At 67.2% G+C, this 21,135-nt stretch carries 18 protein-coding genes and 1 tRNA gene; 6 read left to right on the top strand and 13 right to left on the bottom strand.

From position 1 onward, the window contains the following. Nucleotides 1-40: 40 nt before the first annotated feature. Together DVK44_RS11740 and DVK44_RS11745 are read left to right on the top strand one after the other, a co-directional pair. Complete coding sequence (locus tag DVK44_RS11740; RefSeq protein ID WP_228447092.1) at nt 41-1,102, top strand: helix-turn-helix domain-containing protein; 1,062 nt, start codon at nt 41-43, stop codon at nt 1,100-1,102. A 14-nt stretch (nt 1,103-1,116) separates the two neighbouring features. Further along, nucleotides 1,117-1,689: an HD domain-containing protein gene (locus DVK44_RS11745; protein WP_114659630.1), complete on the top strand. Its 573-nt coding sequence runs from the start codon at nt 1,117-1,119 to the stop codon at nt 1,687-1,689. A 1,169-nt stretch (nt 1,690-2,858) separates the two neighbouring features. On the opposite strand, the gene DVK44_RS11755 is transcribed toward DVK44_RS11745, so the two are convergent. Then, the gene (locus tag DVK44_RS11755; RefSeq protein ID WP_114659632.1) at nt 2,859-3,467 is read right to left on the bottom strand and encodes a hypothetical protein; all 609 of its coding nucleotides are present in this window, start codon (nt 3,465-3,467) and stop codon (nt 2,859-2,861) included. An 848-nt stretch (nt 3,468-4,315) separates the two neighbouring features. Between DVK44_RS11755 and DVK44_RS11760 the strand changes: the two genes are divergently transcribed. Then, complete coding sequence (locus DVK44_RS11760) at nt 4,316-5,656, top strand: tetratricopeptide repeat protein (RefSeq protein WP_114659633.1); 1,341 nt, start codon at nt 4,316-4,318, stop codon at nt 5,654-5,656. Nucleotides 5,657-5,716: 60 nt separating this feature from the next. Here the strand turns inward: DVK44_RS11760 and DVK44_RS11765 are convergent, their stop codons facing one another. Further along, entirely contained in the window at nt 5,717-6,652 is a 936-nt protein-coding gene (locus DVK44_RS11765) for a major capsid protein (RefSeq protein WP_114659634.1), read from the bottom strand. A 44-nt stretch (nt 6,653-6,696) separates the two neighbouring features. Continuing rightward, complete coding sequence (locus DVK44_RS11770) at nt 6,697-7,194, bottom strand: phage terminase small subunit P27 family (RefSeq protein ID WP_228447093.1); 498 nt, start codon at nt 7,192-7,194, stop codon at nt 6,697-6,699. 613 nt (nt 7,195-7,807) lie between these two features. On the opposite strand from DVK44_RS11770, the gene DVK44_RS11780 reads away from it, so the two are divergent. Next, nucleotides 7,808-8,098, top strand: coding sequence for a hypothetical protein (locus DVK44_RS11780; RefSeq protein WP_114659636.1), 291 nt, complete (start codon nt 7,808-7,810; stop codon nt 8,096-8,098). On the opposite strand, the gene DVK44_RS11785 is transcribed toward DVK44_RS11780, so the two are convergent. The 5 genes from DVK44_RS11785 to DVK44_RS11800 all read right to left on the bottom strand — a co-directional run bounded on the left by DVK44_RS11785 (nt 8,095) and on the right by DVK44_RS11800 (nt 12,913). Continuing rightward, the gene (locus tag DVK44_RS11785; protein ID WP_114659637.1) at nt 8,095-8,433 is read right to left on the bottom strand and encodes an HNH endonuclease; all 339 of its coding nucleotides are present in this window, start codon (nt 8,431-8,433) and stop codon (nt 8,095-8,097) included. The two genes, DVK44_RS11780 and DVK44_RS11785, sit on opposite strands and share 4 nt — an antisense overlap. 38 nt (nt 8,434-8,471) lie before the next feature. Further along, nucleotides 8,472-8,546: transfer RNA gene (locus tag DVK44_RS36315), tRNA-OTHER, on the bottom strand. Between the two features lie 597 nt (nt 8,547-9,143). Continuing rightward, on the bottom strand, nt 9,144-10,730 hold the full coding sequence (locus DVK44_RS11790; RefSeq protein ID WP_162793792.1) for a recombinase family protein: 1,587 nt from the start codon (nt 10,728-10,730) through the stop codon (nt 9,144-9,146). A gap of 1,139 nt (nt 10,731-11,869) precedes the next feature. Next, nucleotides 11,870-12,079: a DUF397 domain-containing protein gene (locus DVK44_RS11795; protein WP_114659639.1), complete on the bottom strand. Its 210-nt coding sequence runs from the start codon at nt 12,077-12,079 to the stop codon at nt 11,870-11,872. A 3-nt stretch (nt 12,080-12,082) separates the two neighbouring features. Further along, nucleotides 12,083-12,913: a helix-turn-helix domain-containing protein gene (locus DVK44_RS11800; RefSeq protein WP_228447094.1), complete on the bottom strand. Its 831-nt coding sequence runs from the start codon at nt 12,911-12,913 to the stop codon at nt 12,083-12,085. A 294-nt stretch (nt 12,914-13,207) separates the two neighbouring features. On the opposite strand from DVK44_RS11800, the gene DVK44_RS11805 reads away from it, so the two are divergent. Continuing rightward, nucleotides 13,208-13,717, top strand: coding sequence for an ATP-binding protein (locus tag DVK44_RS11805; RefSeq protein WP_114659641.1), 510 nt, complete (start codon nt 13,208-13,210; stop codon nt 13,715-13,717). Between the two features lie 497 nt (nt 13,718-14,214). Here DVK44_RS11805 and glmM read toward each other — a convergent pair whose 3' ends face one another. The 4 genes from glmM to DVK44_RS11825 all read right to left on the bottom strand — a co-directional run bounded on the left by glmM (nt 14,215) and on the right by DVK44_RS11825 (nt 18,880). Next, nucleotides 14,215-15,573, bottom strand: a complete 1,359-nt coding sequence (gene glmM / locus DVK44_RS11810) for a phosphoglucosamine mutase (protein ID WP_114659642.1) — start codon at nt 15,571-15,573, stop codon at nt 14,215-14,217. A gap of 328 nt (nt 15,574-15,901) precedes the next feature. Beyond that, the gene (gene rpsI / locus DVK44_RS11815; RefSeq protein WP_114659643.1) at nt 15,902-16,429 is read right to left on the bottom strand and encodes a 30S ribosomal protein S9; all 528 of its coding nucleotides are present in this window, start codon (nt 16,427-16,429) and stop codon (nt 15,902-15,904) included. 42 nt (nt 16,430-16,471) lie between these two features. Further along, a complete protein-coding gene (rplM, locus tag DVK44_RS11820) occupies nt 16,472-16,915 on the bottom strand; it encodes a 50S ribosomal protein L13 (protein WP_114659644.1) in 444 nt (147 codons plus the stop codon). 345 nt (nt 16,916-17,260) lie between these two features. Next, nucleotides 17,261-18,880, bottom strand: a complete 1,620-nt coding sequence (locus DVK44_RS11825; protein ID WP_408055313.1) for an ABC-F family ATP-binding cassette domain-containing protein — start codon at nt 18,878-18,880, stop codon at nt 17,261-17,263. 446 nt (nt 18,881-19,326) lie between these two features. Between DVK44_RS11825 and DVK44_RS11830 the strand changes: the two genes are divergently transcribed. After that, complete coding sequence (locus tag DVK44_RS11830; RefSeq protein WP_114659646.1) at nt 19,327-20,175, top strand: hypothetical protein; 849 nt, start codon at nt 19,327-19,329, stop codon at nt 20,173-20,175. Nucleotides 20,176-20,216: 41 nt separating this feature from the next. Here DVK44_RS11830 and truA read toward each other — a convergent pair whose 3' ends face one another. Continuing rightward, nucleotides 20,217-21,092, bottom strand: coding sequence for a tRNA pseudouridine(38-40) synthase TruA (gene truA, locus DVK44_RS11835; protein WP_228447095.1), 876 nt, complete (start codon nt 21,090-21,092; stop codon nt 20,217-20,219). Nucleotides 21,093-21,135: the final 43 nt, after the last annotated feature.

The following is a 21,135-nucleotide window of genomic DNA, read 5'->3' on the forward strand; positions in this document are numbered from 1 at the left end:
GGCCGGTATGGGCAGGCCCGGGCGAACATCGGCAGGCGTAGTGAGCGGGTTCGTGCTGCGCCTGGCCCGCGAGTCGATCCCGTACACGCAGGCCGTCCTGGCGGAGGCCCTGGGCGTGGACGTCGAGACGCTTCAGGGCTGGGAGTCGGGGCGGCGGCCGCTGGCGAACATGCGGGCCGGGGCGCTGCTGGAGCTCCGGCGGCGGCTGCCGGCGCTCGGTGCGGACGTGGCGCTGATGCCGTGGCTGGACGCGGCGATGGACGCGGACCGGATCATCGCGGCTGCCCTGGACGGCGACGGCGAGACGGGCAGGCCGCACCCGCTGGCCGGGTGGGTGCACACCCGGGACACCGCACACATGCTGGCCTGGGCACTGAACGGCACCATCCCACCGGCGCTCGCCGGACGGTTACCCCGGCCCCGGCGCGGTCCGGTCGCCGTCGCACCGCAGCTGACGGCCGCGGACCGGGCGGCGTTCTTCGACCACCTGCGGGGCACGACCGAGGCGGCGGCCCGGCAGACCGAGGGCGGGGTGCTGCTGCACCGCCAGGCGCTCTACCTCGCCTCGTACGACCAGGGGCCGGACGCGGCCGCGTGGACCGCGCACACTCTCCACCGGCGCCGTGACGTGCTGGCCCGGCGGGGCTGGTCGCCGCACTGGGCGGAGGCCCGCTCCACCGCCACCGCGCTCGCCCGCCTCGGAGACCCGCAGCCGCTGCTGGACTTCATCGACCGCGCCCTGGCTGACGACGACACCGCGGAGGCCGCGAACCTCAACTACTGGGCGTTGTGGCTGGGAGCGTTGCCGCTGCCGCAACCGGACGACGCGTTCATGCGCAACCGGGACCTGTCGGGCTGGGATCCGGTCACCCTGCTGCGCGGACTCGCCCGCGGCGTGCATCTCGCGCCCGGCTACGTCGACCTGTACGCGCACTCGCTGTGGGCGCTGCTGAATGCGTTCCCGTGGCTGGCACAGGCCGCCGGGCCGCTCGCGGGTCCGCTGCGCGAGCAGGCCGGCCAACTCCTTGACGGGGCACCGCTGTCGGCGAGATCGCGGCGCGAGCTGGCCGACGTCCACTACGTTCTCGATCACAACCGCTGACACCGGAGGACCGCATGGCCGACGACACCACTCAGGGCACCGCGAGCTTCATCTCCGAGATGGGCGTGCTCAAGCGCGTCGCACGGACCGGCTGGTGGTTCACCGGCAACAAACAGCCGGAGTCCGTGGCGGAGCACTCCTTCCGGGTCGGGGTGATCGGCTCGGTCCTCGCCATGATGGAGGGCGCCGACCCGGCCCGGGTCGCGCTGATGTGCCTGTTCCACGACAGCCAGGAGACCCGGATCGGGGATATCGCGCATATCGGCCGAAAATACATCAAGGCCGCCCCGAACGGCGAGGTGACCGCCGACCAGGTCGCCAACGCCCACCCGGCCGTACGCACCGGGGTGCAGAGCGCCGTCGACGAGTACGAGGCCGGCGAAACCCCGGAGGCGATCGTCGCCCGCGACGCCGACAAGCTCGAATGCCTCGTGCAGGCGGTGGAGTACCGGGAGCAGGGCTACAGCCTCACCCAGAACTGGATCGACACCAGCCTCGCGTCGCTCAAGACCCCGTCCGCAAAGGCCCTCGCCGACGCCGCGCTGAGTATGAACTCGCTCCAGTGGCAGCAGAACTTCCTGCCCTGACCAGCCGCCGTCTCCGGCGAGGCCCCCGCTGCCGGGGGCTCCTCGCTGTTCGGCCCTGGACCAGCGCCTGAACCGCTCGGGTAACTCCCACCATTTCGTCCCGTTCCGGAACCGCCCACACGACGCCTTCGAGACACCCCACCGTTCCACACAGGCCCTGGCGGGGCCAGCAAGGCGGGGAGGGGCGGCCGGGCGAGAGGGGGTAGCCCGGGGGTCTGCCGTAGTGGCGGCCGGTTCAGGGTCCGGCGGCCCAGCGGTCGGGTAGCCCCTACGGGGCCGCGCAGCAGCCGCATGGGGTGACTCGGCACCGGCTCAGCGACCAACCGTCCGTCGCTGGTTGCGACTCATGCATCGCTGGTCACTGTGGGGTTTTTGTCTGCGGGTCAGTACCAAGAGGTAACCGGGGCGTACGGGAGCGAGCGTGCAGCGCTGGGCCGCCCCTCCTTTTGCCAGTGTCGCGCCTCCAGGGGAGGTGTAAAGGGCGCTCCTCCGTCGCGTCGGCTACGCCGACTCCGCTGCGCTCCGCCCTTGACACCTCCCCTTCCGGCGCGTGTACGGGAGAGGGGGGGGCGGCCGGGGGGAGACCCTACACCCTGGGACCTGGGAAAACACCGGGATCCGGGCATGCGGAAGCCCCGCCCGACACGTGGTCGAACGGGGCTGGTCCGCTGTCTCAGGACCGGACTACGCGGCCCACTGTGCCCTGGTCATGCACTCCTCCCCAGTGCGGAGAACTGATCATCCGGGTACCGGTACGGGTACTCCACTCCCCGCGCCGCGAACTCAACGGCGAAGCGCCGTTCCCGCTGTACGGGCGTGAGTGGCATGGTCTCTTCGGCCCGGAAGATGGCTCGCGCGTCCGCCGAGCTGGGCCCGGTCCACGGCTTGGCCCAGGGGCCCGTAGTGGGCGCGCACGGCTCTGCGGGGACTGCTGAGGGTTCCGCACGGCGCTTCCCGGTAGCGGGCAGCACAGCGGCAAGGATGAGGTGCAGGCATGCCACAAGGGCACGCGCGATAGAGTGACGCACGTCGGCAACTCCTGAGGTTGTCGGCCACGCCCCGGGAGTGTTAGCGCACTCGCCGGGGTTTCTTTTTGATGTTGTGTCAGGGACCGTAACACCCCGGCACCGACACCGGGAAGTACCCACCAAGCACGGCGGGTTGGCGCGCTACGGGAGATCGACGACCGTCACGCCGCGCAGTTCGCGGAAGAGCCGGGATGCGAGCATGCCCGGAAGTCTCTTCTTGCTGTACGCGGAGAGCACGTCATCCTCAGTGGTGACCCAACCGTTCAGCGTCAAGCGGTAGACGATCCCCGCCACCCCATACAGGGGAGCTTTCCGAGCCCGCAGCACGACGTACGGCCCATGGCGCAGATGCGGACACTGCCGCGCCGACACCCGGGCGTGTTCGGCACACACGGGCGGCATCGACGTGAGGGAACGCTCAGGCCATGTCGGCGGCGATTCGACGCGCTGCCAGTCGATGAACAGCCATCCCTGCCGGTTCCGGTCGGCGGGCTCCCTGCACACCTGACACAACATGTGTTCCATGCATTCGCGTTGACGGCGCGGGTGCATCGAGTGATAGAGAACCTTGCTCGGGCCCGGAGTCTCTTCCATGCGGGCCCACAAGTTCCCGTGCTTGTCACGGTCCCCGGGCCGCGTGCTCTTATAGGCGAGCCGGTACCCGTTCGGGCTGTCCTCAATTTCCAGCTCTGATTGGAGCGTGGCTACTTCGGTACTGAGTAAGGCGACGTAGGGGGTTAACAGCGGCATGGGTCTTTGGCTCCTTGGCGGTACGTGTTCCCGTGCTGGTGCGGGGCTACTTGTCGTGGGTCACAATCACGATGATGAGTACGGCGATTCCGACCCATACAACGGCAGCGGCGAGCGCCCAACCGGTCTCCTGCGTGGCACGCTTCACCACTGGATTTTTCCTAGCGTCACGTCCCCGCCGGCACATGTCCGGCAGGGAATTTTGAAGGTGTAGTGGCAGACGTCGCATCCCGCGAATCCGCAGCACACCGGACACCAGACTTCACGAAATCCGATACATTCCCCGCAGTACGGACCCTTGCGCGGAGTTCCGGTATCAGCGCGGCGATTGCGAGCGGTCACCCGGGTCTCCGCCTGGTCCGGTCTCTCGCCTTTTCCAGAAGGGGCCGGATGCGTTCCATGGCGGGACTGCGCGACCGGTCGTCGTCACCCGCGTACGGCGGGGGCGGCTTGTCCGGGCACTCAGGATGCCCGCACTGGCAGGGCGGCCACCGGAGCCCGGACCGGGTCGGCTGCCCGCTCACCGGGCTCACCACGTCTCACCCGGACCCGGCACGGAGAGCGCCAACAGCCGGAGAGCAACACGCGCCAGCACAAGACGAGTTGGCGCGACGTAGCCACCACGGGGCACCCAGTCCGGGGCGAGCCCGTAGTAGCCACCGGCCCGGATGAGTTCACATAACAGGTCAGCGTCGCCACCTGGGGCTTTCGCTGGTTTCCCCTGGTCATCCATGGTCGCCCCGCCTCCTGGAGTGATCTCGACTCACTCAAGGCAACTTGACGACTACTCACAGCGCTACGCTTGTCACAGCGTGAAGACATAAGAGCCATAAGTCCGCTGCGGGGAGATGGGAACAGTGAAGGCACTGGAGGCGAACACGGCACTTGAGCGGCTGTACCGCGAGAGCGGGTGGACGATGCGCCAACTCGCCCAAGAGGTCAACCGCATCGGAACCGAACGCGGAACACCGCTCAAGTACCAGCAGCCATCCGTCAGTCAGTGGCTGAAGGGGCACTTGCCCAAGGAATCTGTCCGTCCGCTGATCCTGGAAGCGTTTGCCCGACGTCTGCGACGACCCGTCACTCACGCCGAGGCAGGGTTTCCCGCGCCCCCCAAGGAATCAAATGCCCAGCCGGATACGGTGGAAGGGCTGATCGACTTGGGGAGGAATGACGTTGACCCGTCTCGCCGATCCATTCTCGGCGCGGGGCTCTTCTCGGTAGCTCTAACCATTCCGGGGTGGCCCGATGTCGTCGACAGATTGGAAGCCATAAAAGTTGATCCACAGCGGCGCATCGGCCAGTCCGAAGTGCAAACAGTTCTGGCGGTTACCAACCGCCTTTCAGATCTTGATGACGATTTCGGTGGACGCTTTGCACGTCCGATGGCTGCCGCTTTCTTGGTCAACACGGTTGCCCCCTACTTGAAGGCGAGTGCGTCACATGAAACGCGGCAATCGATGATGTCTGCCGCTTCCTTTCTCTGCTACCTCACAGGATGGATGGCGGTAGACGAAGGGGCTCATGGACGAGCGCAGGAATATTACGTGAAAAGCCTAGAACTTGCAGGAGCGAGCGGTGACCACTTGACCTATTGCCATGTCTTGCGCGGCATGTCGGTGCAAGCGGCAAATCTAGGGCATGGCGCACCTGCCGTACGGCTCGCAAATGCCGCCGCCGAAGCATCGCCCGAATCCACCCCGCGCATGCGCGCATTCCTCGCCGGGCAACAAGCACATTCTTATGCGCTAGCAGGTGAGAAGACAAATGCATGGAGCAGCCTGCGCGAAGCGGAGCGCGCAGTAAACCAGGCGGAAAGCCAGATCGGAACATTCGGAGGTTTCAGCTCGGCAACTTTGGCCTATTCAACTGCGGAGGTTCGATACGCATTGGGTGACACGAAAGGAAGTGTCGAGTCTCTTCATGACCACTTCCGGCTTCGGGATTCTACAGATATGCAAAGAACCAAGCTGATCTTTAGTTCCCTACTGGCGGAAAGGCAACTTCAAATCGGACACCTAGAGGCCGCATGCGCCACTTGGGAATCCGTCCTTGATAAATATCCGTCAATCCACTCAGGCAGGATTGACGGGCAGGTGGCAAAAATCCCATCTCTGCTTTCGCGCCATAGGTCGAATTCGATTGCGAGGCAAACATTCGAGCGCTCTCGCGAACTATGCTCAAAATAAAAAACCCCGCACCCGCCATCCCAGTCAAGGAGAGACGAGTACGGGGCGCTGATGATCCGATCAGCCGTTCGCTACGCCCCGGAGGCGTGCGGCAGCCTTACCACCGAACATGGCGAGTCCGCAGTAGAAATCAATCCGGGTCCGAAACACCGGCTTTTCGTGGGCCTCGCCCAAATCGGTTGCCTGAATCCCGCCGTTGGTGAGCCCGGTTACCCCGGTGTCAGCCTCAGACGCGCCGAAGCGGACGGCGTACATATCGCTGGTCTCCTTGCCGTCCTCGCCGATTGTCAGCGGGATAACGTCCGTGCCGTCGAGATTCTGGCCGGCGTCCAGAAGAGGAACACCGTTCCACGTGGGCGCGCGCTTTCCCCCGATCTCGCTCACAAGGAGTTCGCTCCCTCCGAGTCGCCGGAATCCCGACTTGACCTTGGCGATTATCTCACTGTTGGTATAGATAGCGCCGTTCGATCCACTGAGTCCGTTAACCCGTCCGACCAGGGAATCCAGCGCATCAAAGAATGCAAAGCCATCCGCCACAGGAGAAAGCCCCTCGGCGTCGGCCACCTGTGAGCCGATCAGCCTCTTACGGAGACCATCAAAACCCTTCGGGTTGACCATGACGTCACCGTTGAAGAACTGATCGGAAAAGTGGATTGATGCAGCCTTGATCTTCATATGTGTGTGAATGGCGCGTTGCTCATTAAGATTGCTTCGCGTCTGAACGATGAACTTGTCGACGTCCGCGTCACCGCCAAGGATGGCAAGCGTTTCGATCCGCTGGTTGACTGCACCAACACTCTCCGGATACGCCTCGTTCACAGCGCGGAAAGCGACACCGGGAAGCTTGGATTCCTCGTTGTACTTGTACGCACTCCCTTGGACGTTGATAAGCGGCAGGCGGTCGAGGATCGGCGATTCTTGAACAAACATCTCGATTACGCCGAGCTTGAGCATGTCCTCAGTGAGCTTGGCAGATTCAGCAAGTGTCAGAGCCACAGTTATTTCTCCAATTTTATTTCAGCGTGGTCGCGAGTCGGCAATCAGTCCCAGATATCCGAGTCGTCATCATCGAATTCCGGCGCAGTGATAGCGATCCGCGCACTCGGCGAGAGACCCAACTCCCGGATATATCGTGCGAGTTGCGTCCGGTACTGCGCTGCGATCGTTGCGGCGCCGTTCTTCACCGTTCCACGCTCGGCAGTCACCATCAGCCCGCGCTCTGAGAGATCCCGTTCCGCCTGGTCGATCCGTGCGACACACACGCACAAGTCTTTGACGGTCGCGTGGTCCACTTCACCAATACCGGCGGCAACTTCCAACACCGGTACTACGCGCCGCCATTCAGTGGATGCCACATTCCGGCAACGCTCGTTCGCTGATTCAACGGCGGGATCAGGTGAGGTCTTGAAAACCTCGCTCCAATCCGACTCGGTGAGGATCGCGCGAGGGATTACCACTCCCTCTTTGATCGATGTCTTTGACGGGTTACCCTCGCGGGCCCGCTGGACAGCGGACATGGGCCGGTATCGGTCGGCCACAAAACCTCGCTTCCTTTTGATGCGTTCAATTGGGGCCCCAAAAACGCCTTCAGCTCCGGAGAGAGTTTTTCTCCTCCCTGCCGCTCAGGATCGCGAGGGGCAGGGGGTACCCGCCTGGTCAGAACGGCGGACGCTCGCCGGCTTCACGACGGGAACGAGCTTCCGCAGCGAACCCGCCCGGCTGATTCCGCGCGGTTTCGCGGTTATGGCACGCGACACACAACGGCCGAAGATGCTTCGGAGCATCCGGATTCACAACACCCTGCGCGAGCAACTCGCGCCGAGACAGCGGGAAATGATCCGCCACGTTCGCCAACCGACCACACAACACACACCACGGGTTCGCATACAGGTACGCCTTACGGATCCGCTGCCACCGCGTCGTGTAGACCACACCGCCACGCGAAACACGGTCTCTCGCTGCTTCCCTCGCATGGGCCGCACAACGGCCACCCGTGGTCAGCTCGGGACACCCGGGGACAGGGCAAGGGGGGCGGGGTTTGCGGGGCATGGGGGCTCACCTCCAGGCAAGGCGGGAAACAGGCGGTCGCCAAGGGCTCGGGATGGGTACGGTCAAGACGACCGAACAACCCGCAAGGAAGAGAGAGAGCCCGTGCCCGTCCCGGACGACTTTGACCCTGACTCGGTAGACCCCGAGTCGCTGTTACTCCCGCAACGCCCCGCACACGGTGACCCGTTCATTGAGTGGCTGTTGCAGCGCGGGGAAAAGAACGGCCTGACCAGCGAGCCCGGACGCGCGCACCTCATGCTGACGGGCGCTATCGCCGTAGAAAAGGGCTTGACCACACCCATGGCCGAACAACTCGCCACGCTGCTAGAGACCAGCGAGGACGAGATTTGGGCCAAGCACCACGAGTTGGGATACGGCAGGACGCTCGACTAGGCCGCGTGCCCGAACTCGGTACGCGTCTTGAGCTGGTGGCAGCCGTGGCACAGCACTTGCACATTGCTGTCCGTATCCTCGCCACCAAGGGCGAGGGGCCGCACGTGGTCCACGTCCACCCCGCCCGCAGGGAAGTCGCCCAAACACCAGTCGCACCAGGCCGAGCCCCGTTCCTGCACTCGCCGGCGAAGCCTCGCAGCAGCGTCACGACGGTTCGCACGACGCCTACCCCGTGCCCGTCGGGAACGGACGCTCGGCCGTCCCTCGTACGCCCCGTGGTGCGTCTTACAGCGGCCCCGGTGCGTGGCGGGCTCGGTGCAGTCGATACAGCGCATGTGCGTCCCCCTGGTCGTTGTCCTGGTGCTCGTCGTCGTGCCCGCCCCCGGACTCGAACCGGGGAACTCTGCCGATTGGATACGGCGCACCTCTCACCGTTGGGTCAGCGGGCAAGCTCGTTGCCCTCGCCGGCGGAACCGGTTCAGACAACGTGGAGGACTGCACGGCTTCACGGCGGTGCAGTCCCCCGAACGCGCTGCCACACGACCCCAGCGGCCACCCGGAACGGGTGCGTGGTGCACGGGCAACGCGCCGAGAGAGGGGTACTCAGACCGCCGGAATCCCCGTTGGGGTGGGTGCGCGGTAACCCCGCTCTCTCTTCCGGAAGTAGTAGGGACGGACGAATTCCTACTAGGTACCGTCGCTACGGTGCTTCCGGTGAGGTCTCGTCTCGTTCTGCTTCCGGGAGTAGTAGGGACGGACGAATTCCTGCACACCATGCAAGCGGTAGAGGAAGGCCCGGGTTCCCGAGGATGCCGACTGGTGACGCGGTGACGGCCGAGACCCCAAACTCTCTTCTCTCTTATTTTTTCTATGTGATCTAAAAAAATACAAAAAGTCGTCACCCCAACACCCTTCGCCCTGCTGAAGAGCGGCCCCCGGAGTCGGGTTGCCAGGGAGCCCCAGGGTGCGTGTGCCCGTCTGCGGGCATGGGAGAGCCCCGGTGGCGTGGGGGCCGTCCGGGGCTGTCTCAGGCTTGCAGGGACCGCTATGCGGCTTCGGTGTAGTCGTCTGTGGTGGGTTCGGGGGTGGCCCATTCGATGGTGACGCGCTGGTCGCCGTTGAACTTGATTCCGCGTTTGGCTGCTTTGGTGACGTGGATGGTGTCGATGGCGAGGCCCAACAGGTCGCGTCGCGTGGCGGGGTCGGAGCCTTCCCACTTGGTGAGCGCGTCGCCGTCCATGAGGACCGAGACGTCCACCCGTGTGTCTCCGGTGAGTTCCCGGATGCGTGCTTCGGCCTTGTCGAGTCGGCGTTCGGCGGCGTTCTTGTGGGGGATGCGATAGCGGGCGGAGCGTCCGGTGTAGAAGTCTGCTGCGTCGTCGGCCATGAACTTGTCGAGTTTGGCTTGTGCTGCTTTGAGTTCGGCGCGTGCGTCCCGGACTGCCTGTGTTTCTTCGGGGCGGGTGAGTACCTGCCAGCGTTCGGCTACGGCGATCATGAGTTCGTCTTCGTCGCCTGTCTCGCCGAGTTTCGCGGCCCATTCGGCGACGACGTACTTTTCCAGTGCGGTGCGGGTGGCGGATGCGGGGGCGGGGCAGTGTCCACCGCCCGCGTGCTGCTGGCACACGTAGGAGTCTGCGTCTTTGGACATGGCGTATCCGCATCCGGTGCAGCGGAGTCGTCCGGTGAGTGCGTGGAGGCTGCGGCCGGGGGTGGGTGTGGTGGTGTTGACGATGGTTTGGTGTCCGCTGAGGATCCGTCGTGCGCGGGACGCTGTCTCGGCCGGAATCATCTCGGGCAGAACGGTGTCATCGACGCAGCGGACACGCTGTCCGGCTTCGTTGACGTAGTGCGCGGGCACCTTCCCGGAGTGCGTGAGGGTGAGCCATCCCTCATAGGCGGGGTGGACGATGATTGCCCGTATCCCCGCGCCGGTCCATGACTTCCCCGTGGATGTGCAGATGCCCTCGGCGTTGAGCTTGCGGGACAGGGCACGCGAGGACACGCCCTCGGCGATCTCCTTGAAGATGCGGACGACCACTTCCCACGGGGAGATCTCGCGGCGGCCCTCAATCAGGCACAGGTACGGGGCACGGTTGGGGGAGAGCCGGCGCGTGTCCGGGTGGGCGACCAGGCCGAACGGCGCTTTGGCGAGCCAGCGTCCCTCGTTGCGCTGCCTGTTCTTCGTCCCCCGCACGTTGTGGGACAGGCGCTGGGAGTATTCGCGGGCGTTCTCCGCGCGGTCGATGATCCATCGGCGGTCGCGCTCGTCCATCGAGTCGAGCCGCTCGTAATCGAAGATCACGCGTGCTTTGCCGAGGATCGGCACCACGGCTTCGGCACCCTTGCGGCTGAACCGGTCGAGCGCGTAGCACCAGAGCGCGGGGACCTCTCCGCCGAGTACGGCGTCCATGGCAGCGTCATACATGGGCCGCTTCACGTCCGACCAGGCAGACAGGTTCTCCTTCCACACCCGCCGCACCCGGTAGCCGTTCTCAGCGGCCCACGCACGGCCCCGCTCTTCCTGCGCACGGATGGAGAGGGCGCGTTCACCCTCGCGGACGATCTTGGACTTCCTCAGCAACAGGTCGGCTTCGGGCCGGTCGTCGGGCGTGCTCGCTACGTTGTTCATGCCTCTTGTAGGGACGGATGAGTTCCTGGCGGCCCTGGTAGGCATCGCTGTAGCCATGTGAAACCCCTTGTGACCAGCGGAAACGGTCCGCTGCCCGAGTGCTCCCAGAGTGTTGGGTTCACTGGGGGAGGGGGCCCGGGGGGTCCGCTGTTCTGCCACTCGGCTCAGGGTCCGGCGGGCCGGTGGGCCCTGCGGGGCTGCGCGGCAGAGGAATGGGGCGGTCCCACACCGGCTCAGCGGCCGACCGTCCGCTGTTTGCTGAGACACAAGCCCCGCTGGTCACCGTGGTGTGGGTTGTGGGATTACTGGGACGCAGGTGGCGACAAGTGGGTCCCTGAAGGCCGTCTATGCGTCCGGGAGTGCTCCTAACGCACCTGAGGACACATGTGCCGCCGGAGGAGACCCCCAACAGGCCGCCAAACCGCCCCATATGGGACATGTGGCTGGGGGTGGGTGGCTCGAGGGGGCGACCGAGTGGCGGGCCCCGTCCGGCGGCGCGGGAAGGTGCCTGCCGGGACGCGCGCGGCGCCAAGTGGGCCCCTGGGGGTCGTCTATGCGTCCCGGAGTGCCGCTTATGCACCTGAGGACACATGTGCCGCCCGAAGGGACCCTCGACAGCCTTCCAGACAGGCACATACGGGACAGATCGGCAAGGGGGCGGCCCGCAGACCCGGCCGGGCCGCAGAACCCGTCCGCCTTCCGGGCACCACAACGCAACGGTGACCAGCGGGGCTTGAGTCGCAACCAACAGCGGACGGTCGGCCGCTGAGCCGGTGTCGGACCGCCCCATTCCTCTGCTGCGCAGCCCCGCAGGGCCCACCCGCCTGCCGGCCCCTGAGCCGAGTGGCAGAACAGCGGACCCCTTGGGCCCCCTCCCCCCGGCCGCCCCCCCTCTCCCGTACACGCGCCGGAAGGGGAGGTGTCAAGGGCGGAGCGCAGCGCAGTCGGCGCAGCCGACGCGACGAAGGAGCGCCCTTTACACCTCCCCTGGAGGCGCGACACTGGCAGGAGGAGGGGCGGCCCGGCAGGCACCTGGCGTTCAGCTTCTCGCTCCCGTACACCCCGGTTACCTCTCGGTACTGACCCGCACCCGACAACCCCAGCGGGGCATGAGTCTCAACCAACCGGCGGCCCCACCCTCACTGCCGCACGCCACCGACGAACGCGGCCCACGCCGTGGCCGAGACCACGAGGGCCGGGCCGGTCTTGTGCTTGGAGTCGCGGACGCCGACGTGACCGGCGCCGGCGAGGTCGGCGATCTCCAGGCAGTTGGTGCCGATCTCCTGGCTGTACGACGACTTGAACCAGGACTGTTCGGGGACTACTTCAGGGCCTGTGCGGTAACTCATACGTCAGTTCTCTCGCGCTAGTCGTTCCAGGAAAGCGGCCGTCTCGCCCGGCGGGAGAGCAGCTGCCCGCAGGGCATCGAATCTACGGGTGAAGGACCAGATCTCCACCTCCTTATCCGAGATGTTCGACCCCCAGGTCGCGTCAACCTGCGCGATGGCTGGCAGCGGAGCACCGAAGTCCATCAAAGCGAAGTTGGAGCCGCTCCGGAACGTAGCTGTAGCCATCGGAAGGATCTGGACGGTCACATTGTCCGCGCGAATGAACTTGGCGATCTCTTCGTACTGCTCAAGCATCACGTCCCTGCTGCCGACCACCCTCCTCAGCGAAGCCTCGTCCAGAATGACCCACAGCTCCAGCGGACTGCTCCTACGAGTCAGCAAGTCCTTGCGCTGCATCCGGATCTGAGTGTGGCGCTCCACAAACTCGGTTGTTGTCTCTTCGACGAACTTCGCAGCCAGGAACAGCTCACGCGCGTAACGCTCCGTCTGGAGCAGCCCGTACACCACGTTCGGCTGCCAGGCACGGACACTACGCGCGCCGCTCTCCAGCCCGATGAACATGCTCATACCGGACGGCATAACGCTGCGATAGACGGACCACCAGCCCCGGTTGAGCGAGTCGCGGTGGATCTCCACCAGGAAGTCCACGTCCTCCTGGTCCTCAACCCCATAACGGTCCAGCAGGTCCTTCAAGTCCTGAACCTTCGGCAGACCGGTCAGCCCGTTCTCCGTGCGGTGCAGCTTGGACGGGGAGAACGTCAACCCGTCGACCGCCTGAGCAAGGGTGAAACCGGCCTTGTCCCGCAACTGCTTCAGTTCCCAGCCGAGTTGCATGCGCCGAACCGTTGGTCCTGTGGGTGCTGCCACGAGTGTGCCTCCGTGGGGAGAGAGACTGCCGCGCCAAAGTGCTTGCCGCGAGTCTGGCAGTTCCTGTCCCTCACGTGGAGTGCGTAGCGCGCTCGATCACATATACCAATTCGCGCGAGATTCCCGCGCCAGCTTGCTCAGCAGGCACAACGCGTCCCAATCTGGCTGAGCGACCACCCCATCACCGTCGGTAGCGATCGCTGAAGTTACCGCTTCTGGGTGATCCGCGCCCAAAACCCAGAAAAGCCGCTGGAGTTCCCCATGCCCCTCCACCACCCGGCCGACCCCGCCCGCTCCAACCGCCCCCCGTTCATACTGAGCGCGCTGGAGGCGCACGGCGCTCTCCCCTCCCCCACCGGGCGGCCCGCGTACACGCAGACGCTGCCCTGCGCGCCCGAGTCGGCCCGCCGGGCGCGGCTGCTGGTGAGTGCCGCCTGTACGGCGTGGGAACTGGCCGGACTTGTGGACAGCGCGACGCTGATCGTGTCGGAGTTGCTGGCCAACTCCGTTGAGCACAGCGGTAGTCGGCTGGTACGGGTGGTCGTGTCACACCCCGAGCACGGCCGCGTACGGGTAGCCGTGGCGGACAACTCCCGCACACAGCCCACCCCACGCACCGCGCCCGACAACGCCGAGGACGGACGTGGCCTCGCCGTCGTCCAGGCCCTCGCGGACCGGTGGGGTACGGACGTCAGACGCTGGGGGAAGCTGGTGTGGGCCGAGTGCGCCACGGCCGAGCGCGCCACGAAGGACAAGGTCCGCGAGCCGTGAACCACCCGCCGCCCGGCCCACCATCCCCGCCCCTGACCCGGCTCACTCCCCGGCAACAGATGGCCATCGACTGCGCCCGCTGCACCCGCCGTCTCGGTATGGACGGTCGCGTACTGGGCGAAGTGCACCACCTCGGCCGGCTCTTCAGGCTCTGGGGCTGCGTGCCCGACTGCACAGGGCCTCTGCGGGCGAACGGTACGACATGATCAGCCGACGCCCACACCCACGCCGACGCCCGCACGCACACCCCCGCCCGCACCCACGCCCCCGCCCACCCCACCGCAGCCTCCCCAACCGCCGCAGACTCCTGCTGGAGGCCGTGCTGACCAGCCTGACGACCGCCGTCCTCCTCATATCCCTGGCCTACGGCGTCACCGGCCGCAACGGCCCCGGCCGGTGACCGCACACGGCTCAGACACTGGACGACGCGGACGCCCGGCACCCGGCACAGACGTCCAAACGCCACCGGCGGCCCGCACCCGCGCCCGCACCCACCCTCAGCCCAGCGCCACCTTCACCGCGTCCGCCAGTCGCCCCGCCACCGCGCGGGCCTGGTCGATGTCGGCCGCCTCGACCATGACCCGTACCAGCGGTTCCGTGCCCGAGGGGCGCAGCAGGACGCGGCCCGTCGTGCCGAGGTCGCGTTCCGCCTCGGTGACCGCCGTCGCCAGCTCCGCCGAGGTCTTGACCCGCGACTTGTCGACGTCGGGGACGTTGACGAGGACCTGAGGCAGCCGGTCCATGACGCCGGCCAGGTCGGCCAGCGTACGGCCGGTCGCGGCGACGCGGGCCGCGAGCATCAGGCCCGTCAGCGTGCCGTCGCCGGTGGTGGCGTGGTCGAGGACGATGACATGGCCCGACTGCTCGCCGCCGAGGGCGTAGCCGTGCTCCTTCATGGATTCGAGGACGTACCGGTCGCCCACCGCGGTCTCCACCAGGTGGATGCCCTCGCGCTCCATCGCCATCTTGAAGCCGAGGTTGGACATGACCGTCCCCACGACCGCGTCGCCGCGCAGCGTGCCCGCCTCGCGCATCGCCAGCGCGAGCACCGCGAGGATCTGGTCGCCGTCGACCTCCGCACCCGTACCGTCCACGGCCAGGCAGCGGTCCGCGTCGCCGTCGTGGGCGATGCCGAAGTCCGCGCCGTGCTCGACGACCGCGGCCTTGAGCAGCCCGAGGTGGGTGGAGCCGCAGCCGTCGTTGATGTTCAGCCCGTCCGGCTCGGCGCCGATCGTGATGACCTCGGCGCCCGCGCGCGCGAACGCCTCCGGGGAGACCCGGGCCGCCGCGCCGTGCGCCTCGTCGAGGACGACCTTGAGGCCGTCGAGCCGGTTCGGCAGTACGGCGATCAGATGCGCCACGTACTGGTCGAAGCCCTCGTCGTACGTACGGACCCGCCCGACGCCCCCGCCGGTCGGCCGCGCCCACGGCTCGCCGGTGCGGTGCTCCTCGTAGATCTTCTCGATCCGGTCCTCAAGATCGTCGGCGAGCTTGTGGCCGCCGCGCGCGAAGAACTTGATGCCGTTGTCGGGCATGGCGTTGTGGCTCGCGGAGAGCATCACGCCGAGGTCGGCGCCCAGCACACCGGTGAGATACGCCACCGCGGGGGTGGGCAGCACACCGACGCGCAGGACGTCCACGCCCGCGCTCGCGAGGCCGGCCACGACCGCCGCCTCCAGGAACTCGCCGGACGCGCGCGGATCGCGCCCGACCACCGCCGTGGGCCGATGCCCCTCGAACGTCCCCACTTCGCCGAGCACATGCGCCGCCGCCACCGACAGCCCGAGCGCCAGCTCAGCCGTCAGATCGGCGTTGGCGACACCGCGCACGCCGTCCGTGCCGAAGAGTCGTCCCACAGCTCTCCCTCCGAGAAACGCGTGGACCGCTACCCGCCCACGCGCGAAACTCCGAAAATGCTCCGAAAATGCAAACCCATGCGAACTTATGCCAGCACTCGCCAACACGCGTCGGTACAGGAGACGCGCTCGCCAAACTGACCGAGCGTCCGATGACTCAGTGTCCGATGAGACTGTGATCCTGTTATACGCCCGGATAAGCAGGAAAACGAATGCCCCGGCAGCACGGAGTGCCGCCGGGGCGTTCGAATGCCGTAAGGCCGGGCCCGAAACAGTCGTGACGTGCGAGTCTCGCGGACGCGCGGGCGACGTTCGGACCCGTGAGCGATTAACGCTTGCTGTACTGCGGCGCCTTGCGGGCCTTCTTGAGACCGGCCTTCTTGCGCTCGACCGCACGGTCGTCGCGGCTCAGGAAGCCGGCCTTCTTCAGCGTGGCGCGGTTGTTGTCCACGTCCGCCTCGTTCAGCGAGCGGGCCACACCGAGACGCAGCGCGCCGGCCTGGCCGGAGACGCCGCCACCCGAGATACGGGCGATGACGTCGTAGCGGTTGTCCAGCTCAAGCACCTTGAAGGGCTCGTTGACAGCCTGCTGGTGCACCTTGTTGGGGAAGTAGTCCTCAAGGGTGCGACCGTTGATCTTCCACTTGCCACTGCCCGGGACGATCCGGACACGGGCGATGGCGTTCTTGCGGCGGCCCAGGCCGGCGGCCGGCTGCGGGTCGCCGAAGCGGCCCGCCAGCGACTCGGAGGTGTACTCGCCCTCCAGGGGCACCTCCGACTCGAAGGTCGTCACGGCGTCGAAGGTCTCCTCGACCTCAGCGCCTTCGACGGGGGTCTCAACAGTGGTCTCGGCCACGATGCTCCTCAGATTTCTTTTCGTCTTAGGGGGTGGCCGGAATTACTGCGCGACCTGGGTGATCTCGAACGGCACCGGCTGCTGGGCAGCGTGCGGGTGCTGGTCGCCCGAGTAGACCTTCAGCTTCGAAAGCATCTGACGGCCCAGGGTGTTCTTGGGGATCATGCCCTTGATGGCCTTTTCGACGGCCTTCTCGGGGTTCTTGGCGAGCAGCTCGTCGTAACGGACGGAGCGCAGACCACCCGGGTAACCGGAGTGGCGGTACGCCATCTTCTGGGTCTTCTTGTTGCCGGACAGGTGCACCTTGTCCGCGTTGACGATGATGACGAAGTCACCGGTGTCGACGTGGGGGGCGTAGATCGCCTTGTGCTTACCGCGCAGAAGGTTGGCGGCGGTGGTCGCCAGACGGCCCAGGACGATGTCCTGCGCGTCGATGATGTGCCACTGGCGCGTCACATCGCCGGGCTTGGGGCTGTACGTACGCACGGTCGTATGCCTTCGCTTCTTCAGTGAGTGGAGTCCTGACAAGGCCACCCGGACGATCACGACAGCCCTGGTGGTACGCCGGGGACGCAACCCGTGTACCTACCGCTGTCCATCGGCCCGGTGGACCGGCGTAAGGGCCCCTCGCGTGAGAACGACCAAGCCAATACGCATAACGAACCAGAAGAATACCGTCGTGCCCCCGTACGGGTCAAAACGAGGTCCCGGGGCGGCCGCAGGGTCAGTCCCGGGACCGGCCGCGGGGTCACTCCCGGGACCGGCCGCAGGTCACTCCCGGCGCCGGCCGCGGGGTCAGCCCCGGGGCCGGCCACAAGCACCAGGTCCCCCCTACCGCGCCCGCTCCACCCGCCGCTCGTCCCACACCGGCTCCGCCGTCTCCCGTACGACCCCGTCCGACCCGAAGACCAGATAGCGATCGAACGTACGAGCGAACCACCGGTCGTGCGTCACCGCCAGCACCGTCCCCTCGTACGCCTCCAGACCCTCCTGGAGCGCCTCCGCCGACTCCAGGTCCAGGTTGTCCGTCGGCTCGTCCAGCAGCAGCGCCGTCGTCCCGCGCAGCTCCAGCAGCAGGATCTGGAAGCGCGCCTGCTGCCCGCCAGAGAGCCGCTCGAACGGCTGGTCGCCCTGGCGCTCCATCTCGTACCGCCGCAGCACGCTCATCGCGCCGCCCCGGTCCTTCGCGTGCTCCGTCCACAGGATGTCGACCAGCGTGCGCCCCAGCAGCTCCGGATGGGCGTGCGTCTGCGCGAAGTGGCCGGGCACCACCCGCGCGCCCAGCTTCCACGTCCCCGTGTGCCGTACGTCCTCGCCCGCCAGCAGCCGCAGGAAGTGCGACTTGCCGGAGCCGTTCGAGCCGAGGACCGCCACCCGCTCGCCGTAGAAGATCTCCAGCGAGAAGGGCTTCATCAGCCCGGTCAGCTCCAGGTTCTCGCAGGTCACGGCCCGTACGCCGGTACGGCCGCCACGCAGCCGCATGGTGATCTCCTGCTCGCGCGGCGGCTCCGGCGGCGGGCCGGCCTCCTCGAACTTCCGCAGCCGCGTCTGCGCCGCCGAGTAGCGGGACGCCATCTCGTGGCTGACCGAGGCGGCCTGCCGCAGATTGACCACCAGCCGCTTGAGCTGCGCGTGCTTCTCCTCCCAGCGCCGCTTCAGCTCCTCGAAGCGGGCGAACCGCTCGCGCCGCGCCTCGTGGTACGTGTCGAACCCGGCGCCGTGGACCCACACGTCCGAGCCCGCCGGCCCCGGCTCCACGCTGACGATCTTCTCGGCGGCCCGCGCCAGCAGCTCCCGGTCGTGGGAGATGAAGAGCACGGTCTTACGGGTCTCCCGCAGCCGCTCCTCCAGCCAGCGCTTGCCCGGGACGTCCAGATAGTTGTCCGGCTCGTCCAGCAGCAGCACCTCGTCCGGACCGCGCAGCAGCGCCTCCAGCACCAGCCGCTTCTGCTCGCCGCCGCTCAGCGTGCGCAGCGCGCGGAACTGCGCCTTGTCGTACGGGACCCCCAGCGCGGCCATGGTGCAGATGTCCCAGACCGTCTCGGCCTCGTACCCGCGCGCCTCCGCCCAGTCGCTCAGCGCCTGCGCGTAGGCCATCTGCGCGGCCTCGTCATCGACCGTCATGATCGCGTGCTCGGCCTCATCGACGGCCGCGGCGGCCTCCCGGATCCGCGGCTGGGCGACGGAGACCAGCAGGTCACGCACCGTGCGCTCGTCCCGTACGGACCCCACGAACTGCGACATCACACCGAGCCCGCCGCTGACGTTCACCGTCCCGCCGTGCGGTTGCAGCTCGCCCGCGATCAGGCGCAGCAGTGTGGTCTTGCCCGCGCCATTGGCTCCGACGAGCGCGACGACGCCGCCCTCCGCGACGCGGAAGGACGCGTCGCCGAGAAGCACCCGTCCGTCGGGGAGGTAATACTCCAAATGCGCGGCCTCTAGATGTCCCATGCCCCGCATTGTCCGTGCATTCGTCGCAACGGCCCAATCACTTTCCGGTTTCCGGTTCCGCTCACGGGGCGACCGCACGCGCGCCCGGGCTTAAACTCGCGGGCATGAGCTTTGGGCAAGGGGGGGCCTCCTGGGGTGACTCCGGTTCACCGGGACAGAACCCGCATGGATCACAGGACCCGTACGCATCGCAGGACCCACACGGCACACCGGCGCCCTACGGAGCACCGGACCCGTACGCGCAGGACTCTTACGCATCGGACTCCTATGCGCGGAAACCGTATGCGCAGGATCCGTTCGCTCAAGATCCATTCGCGCAGGACCCATTCACACAAGGCCGTCAGGAACGGCGCGAACAGCACGACACATATCCGGCACGGGAGCCTTATGCGGCACAAGAACCGTACGCCCGGGACCCGTTCGGACCGTCCAACCGGTTCGGTTCGGTGAACCGGCACGACGAGGAGGACCCGTACGGCAAGAGCACCCCGGACTGGGGCGCCCTCGCCGACGCCTCCGCCGCGCGCAGCCGGCGCAGGCGCTGGCTGCTCGCCGGCAGCGGCGTTCTCGCGACCGGCGCGATAGCCGCGCTCGTCGCGACGAGCGTGGTGTCCGTGGGCAACCAGGACGCCAACGCCGCCTCGGGCCGCGGGGCGAACAATCTGCCCCCGGTCGCCGAACTCCCCTCGGAGACGGCCGAGCCGGAGCCGAACTTCTCCTCGGTCGCGCCGCCACCGCCGCCGAATCCGAAGGACTACGTCTCCAGCGCCGACAAGGACAAGGCACCACTCACCGTCGAGTCCCTTTTCCCCGGCGCCAAGTTGACGGCCGTGGACCGCGTCTACCAGAAGGGCGCCACCACGACAACAACCAACTGCGCCGCCGCCGCACAGGGCGCGCTCGGCTCGATCCTCGCCTCCAACAGCTGCGACCAGGTCATCCGCGCCACGTACCGCAAGGACGGGGTCGCCGTGACCGTGGGGGTGGCCGTCTTCGCGAAGGAGGCGCAGGCCCTCAAGGCCAAGGACCAGGCCGAGGGCGGGATCGCCTCACTCTCCGGAGCGGGCGTCACCACCTTCTGCCGGGCCCCTTCGGTCTGCCGCAAGACGACCAACTCCTACGGCAGGTACGTGTACTTCACGGTCGGCGGCTTCATCAGCGGCCAGAACGTGACGAACGCGGACAAGGATGTCTTCACCGCCGGTGACGATGTCGCGGAGTTCACGTTCCAGCAGATCCTGGCCCGTGGACAGGCGCAGGCGTCGGCAGCGGCCACCAGGCCCGTAGACCCGTAACAACCAGCCACCAACTAACCCACACCGGCCGCCGAGCCGGCTCAGCAGCAACCGTCCACCGGAATCCCGCCCAGCGTCCGCTTGTTGCGTGCCTGAAGATTGCGCGCACCGAGCAACTCGTCCGCCGGATAACCCACTTCCTCCAGCGTCAGCCCGTGCGGCCGTACGACATGCACCGCCGAGTCCCGTACGCCCGCCGCGAGCACCTTCGCCGGCCACTCCACGGGCCGGTGCCCGTCCCCCACGAACAGCAGCGCACCGACCAGTGAGCGCACCATGTTGTGGCAGAAGGCATCGGCCCGAACCGTGGCGGTCACGACCCCGTCCGCCCCGCGCTCCCACTCCAGCCGCTGGAGCGTACGGATCGTCGTCGCCCCCTCGCGCCGCTTGCAGTACGCCGCGAAATCATGCTCGCCGAGCAGCCCGGCCGACGCCGCGTTCATGGCGTCCACGTCCAACTCCCAGTCGTGCCACAGCACATGGCTCCGGAGCAGCGGGTCGACCCCGCCCGGGTGATCGGTCACCCGGTACGCGTAACGCCGCCAGATCGCCGAGAAACGGGCGTTGAAGCCCGCCGGGGCCTCGGCCACGCTCCACACCCGTACGTCGTGCGGGAGGCGCCCAGCGAGCCGCCGCAGCAGCCTCTCGGCGTGCTCGGCCCAGACCTCCGCCGGCAGATCCACATGCGCGACCTGGCCGCGCGCGTGCACACCCGCGTCGGTACGCCCGGCGACGGTCAGCTCGTACGTACGCGACGAGCGCGTCACCGTACGCAGCGCGTCCTCGATCTCGCCCTGTACGGTCCGCCGGGTCTTCTGCTTGGCCCAGCCGGAGAACTCCTTGCCGTCGTACGACAGATCCAGCCGCACCCGCACCTGCCCGGCCGGGGGCCCCTCGGCCTCCACAGCGCTTTCCACGTCCCCACTCACCCGCGGTCACTCCCCTCAAGCTCAAGCTTCA

Source organism: Streptomyces paludis (assembly GCF_003344965.1).
Lineage (GTDB): Bacteria > Actinomycetota > Actinomycetes > Streptomycetales > Streptomycetaceae > Streptomyces > Streptomyces paludis.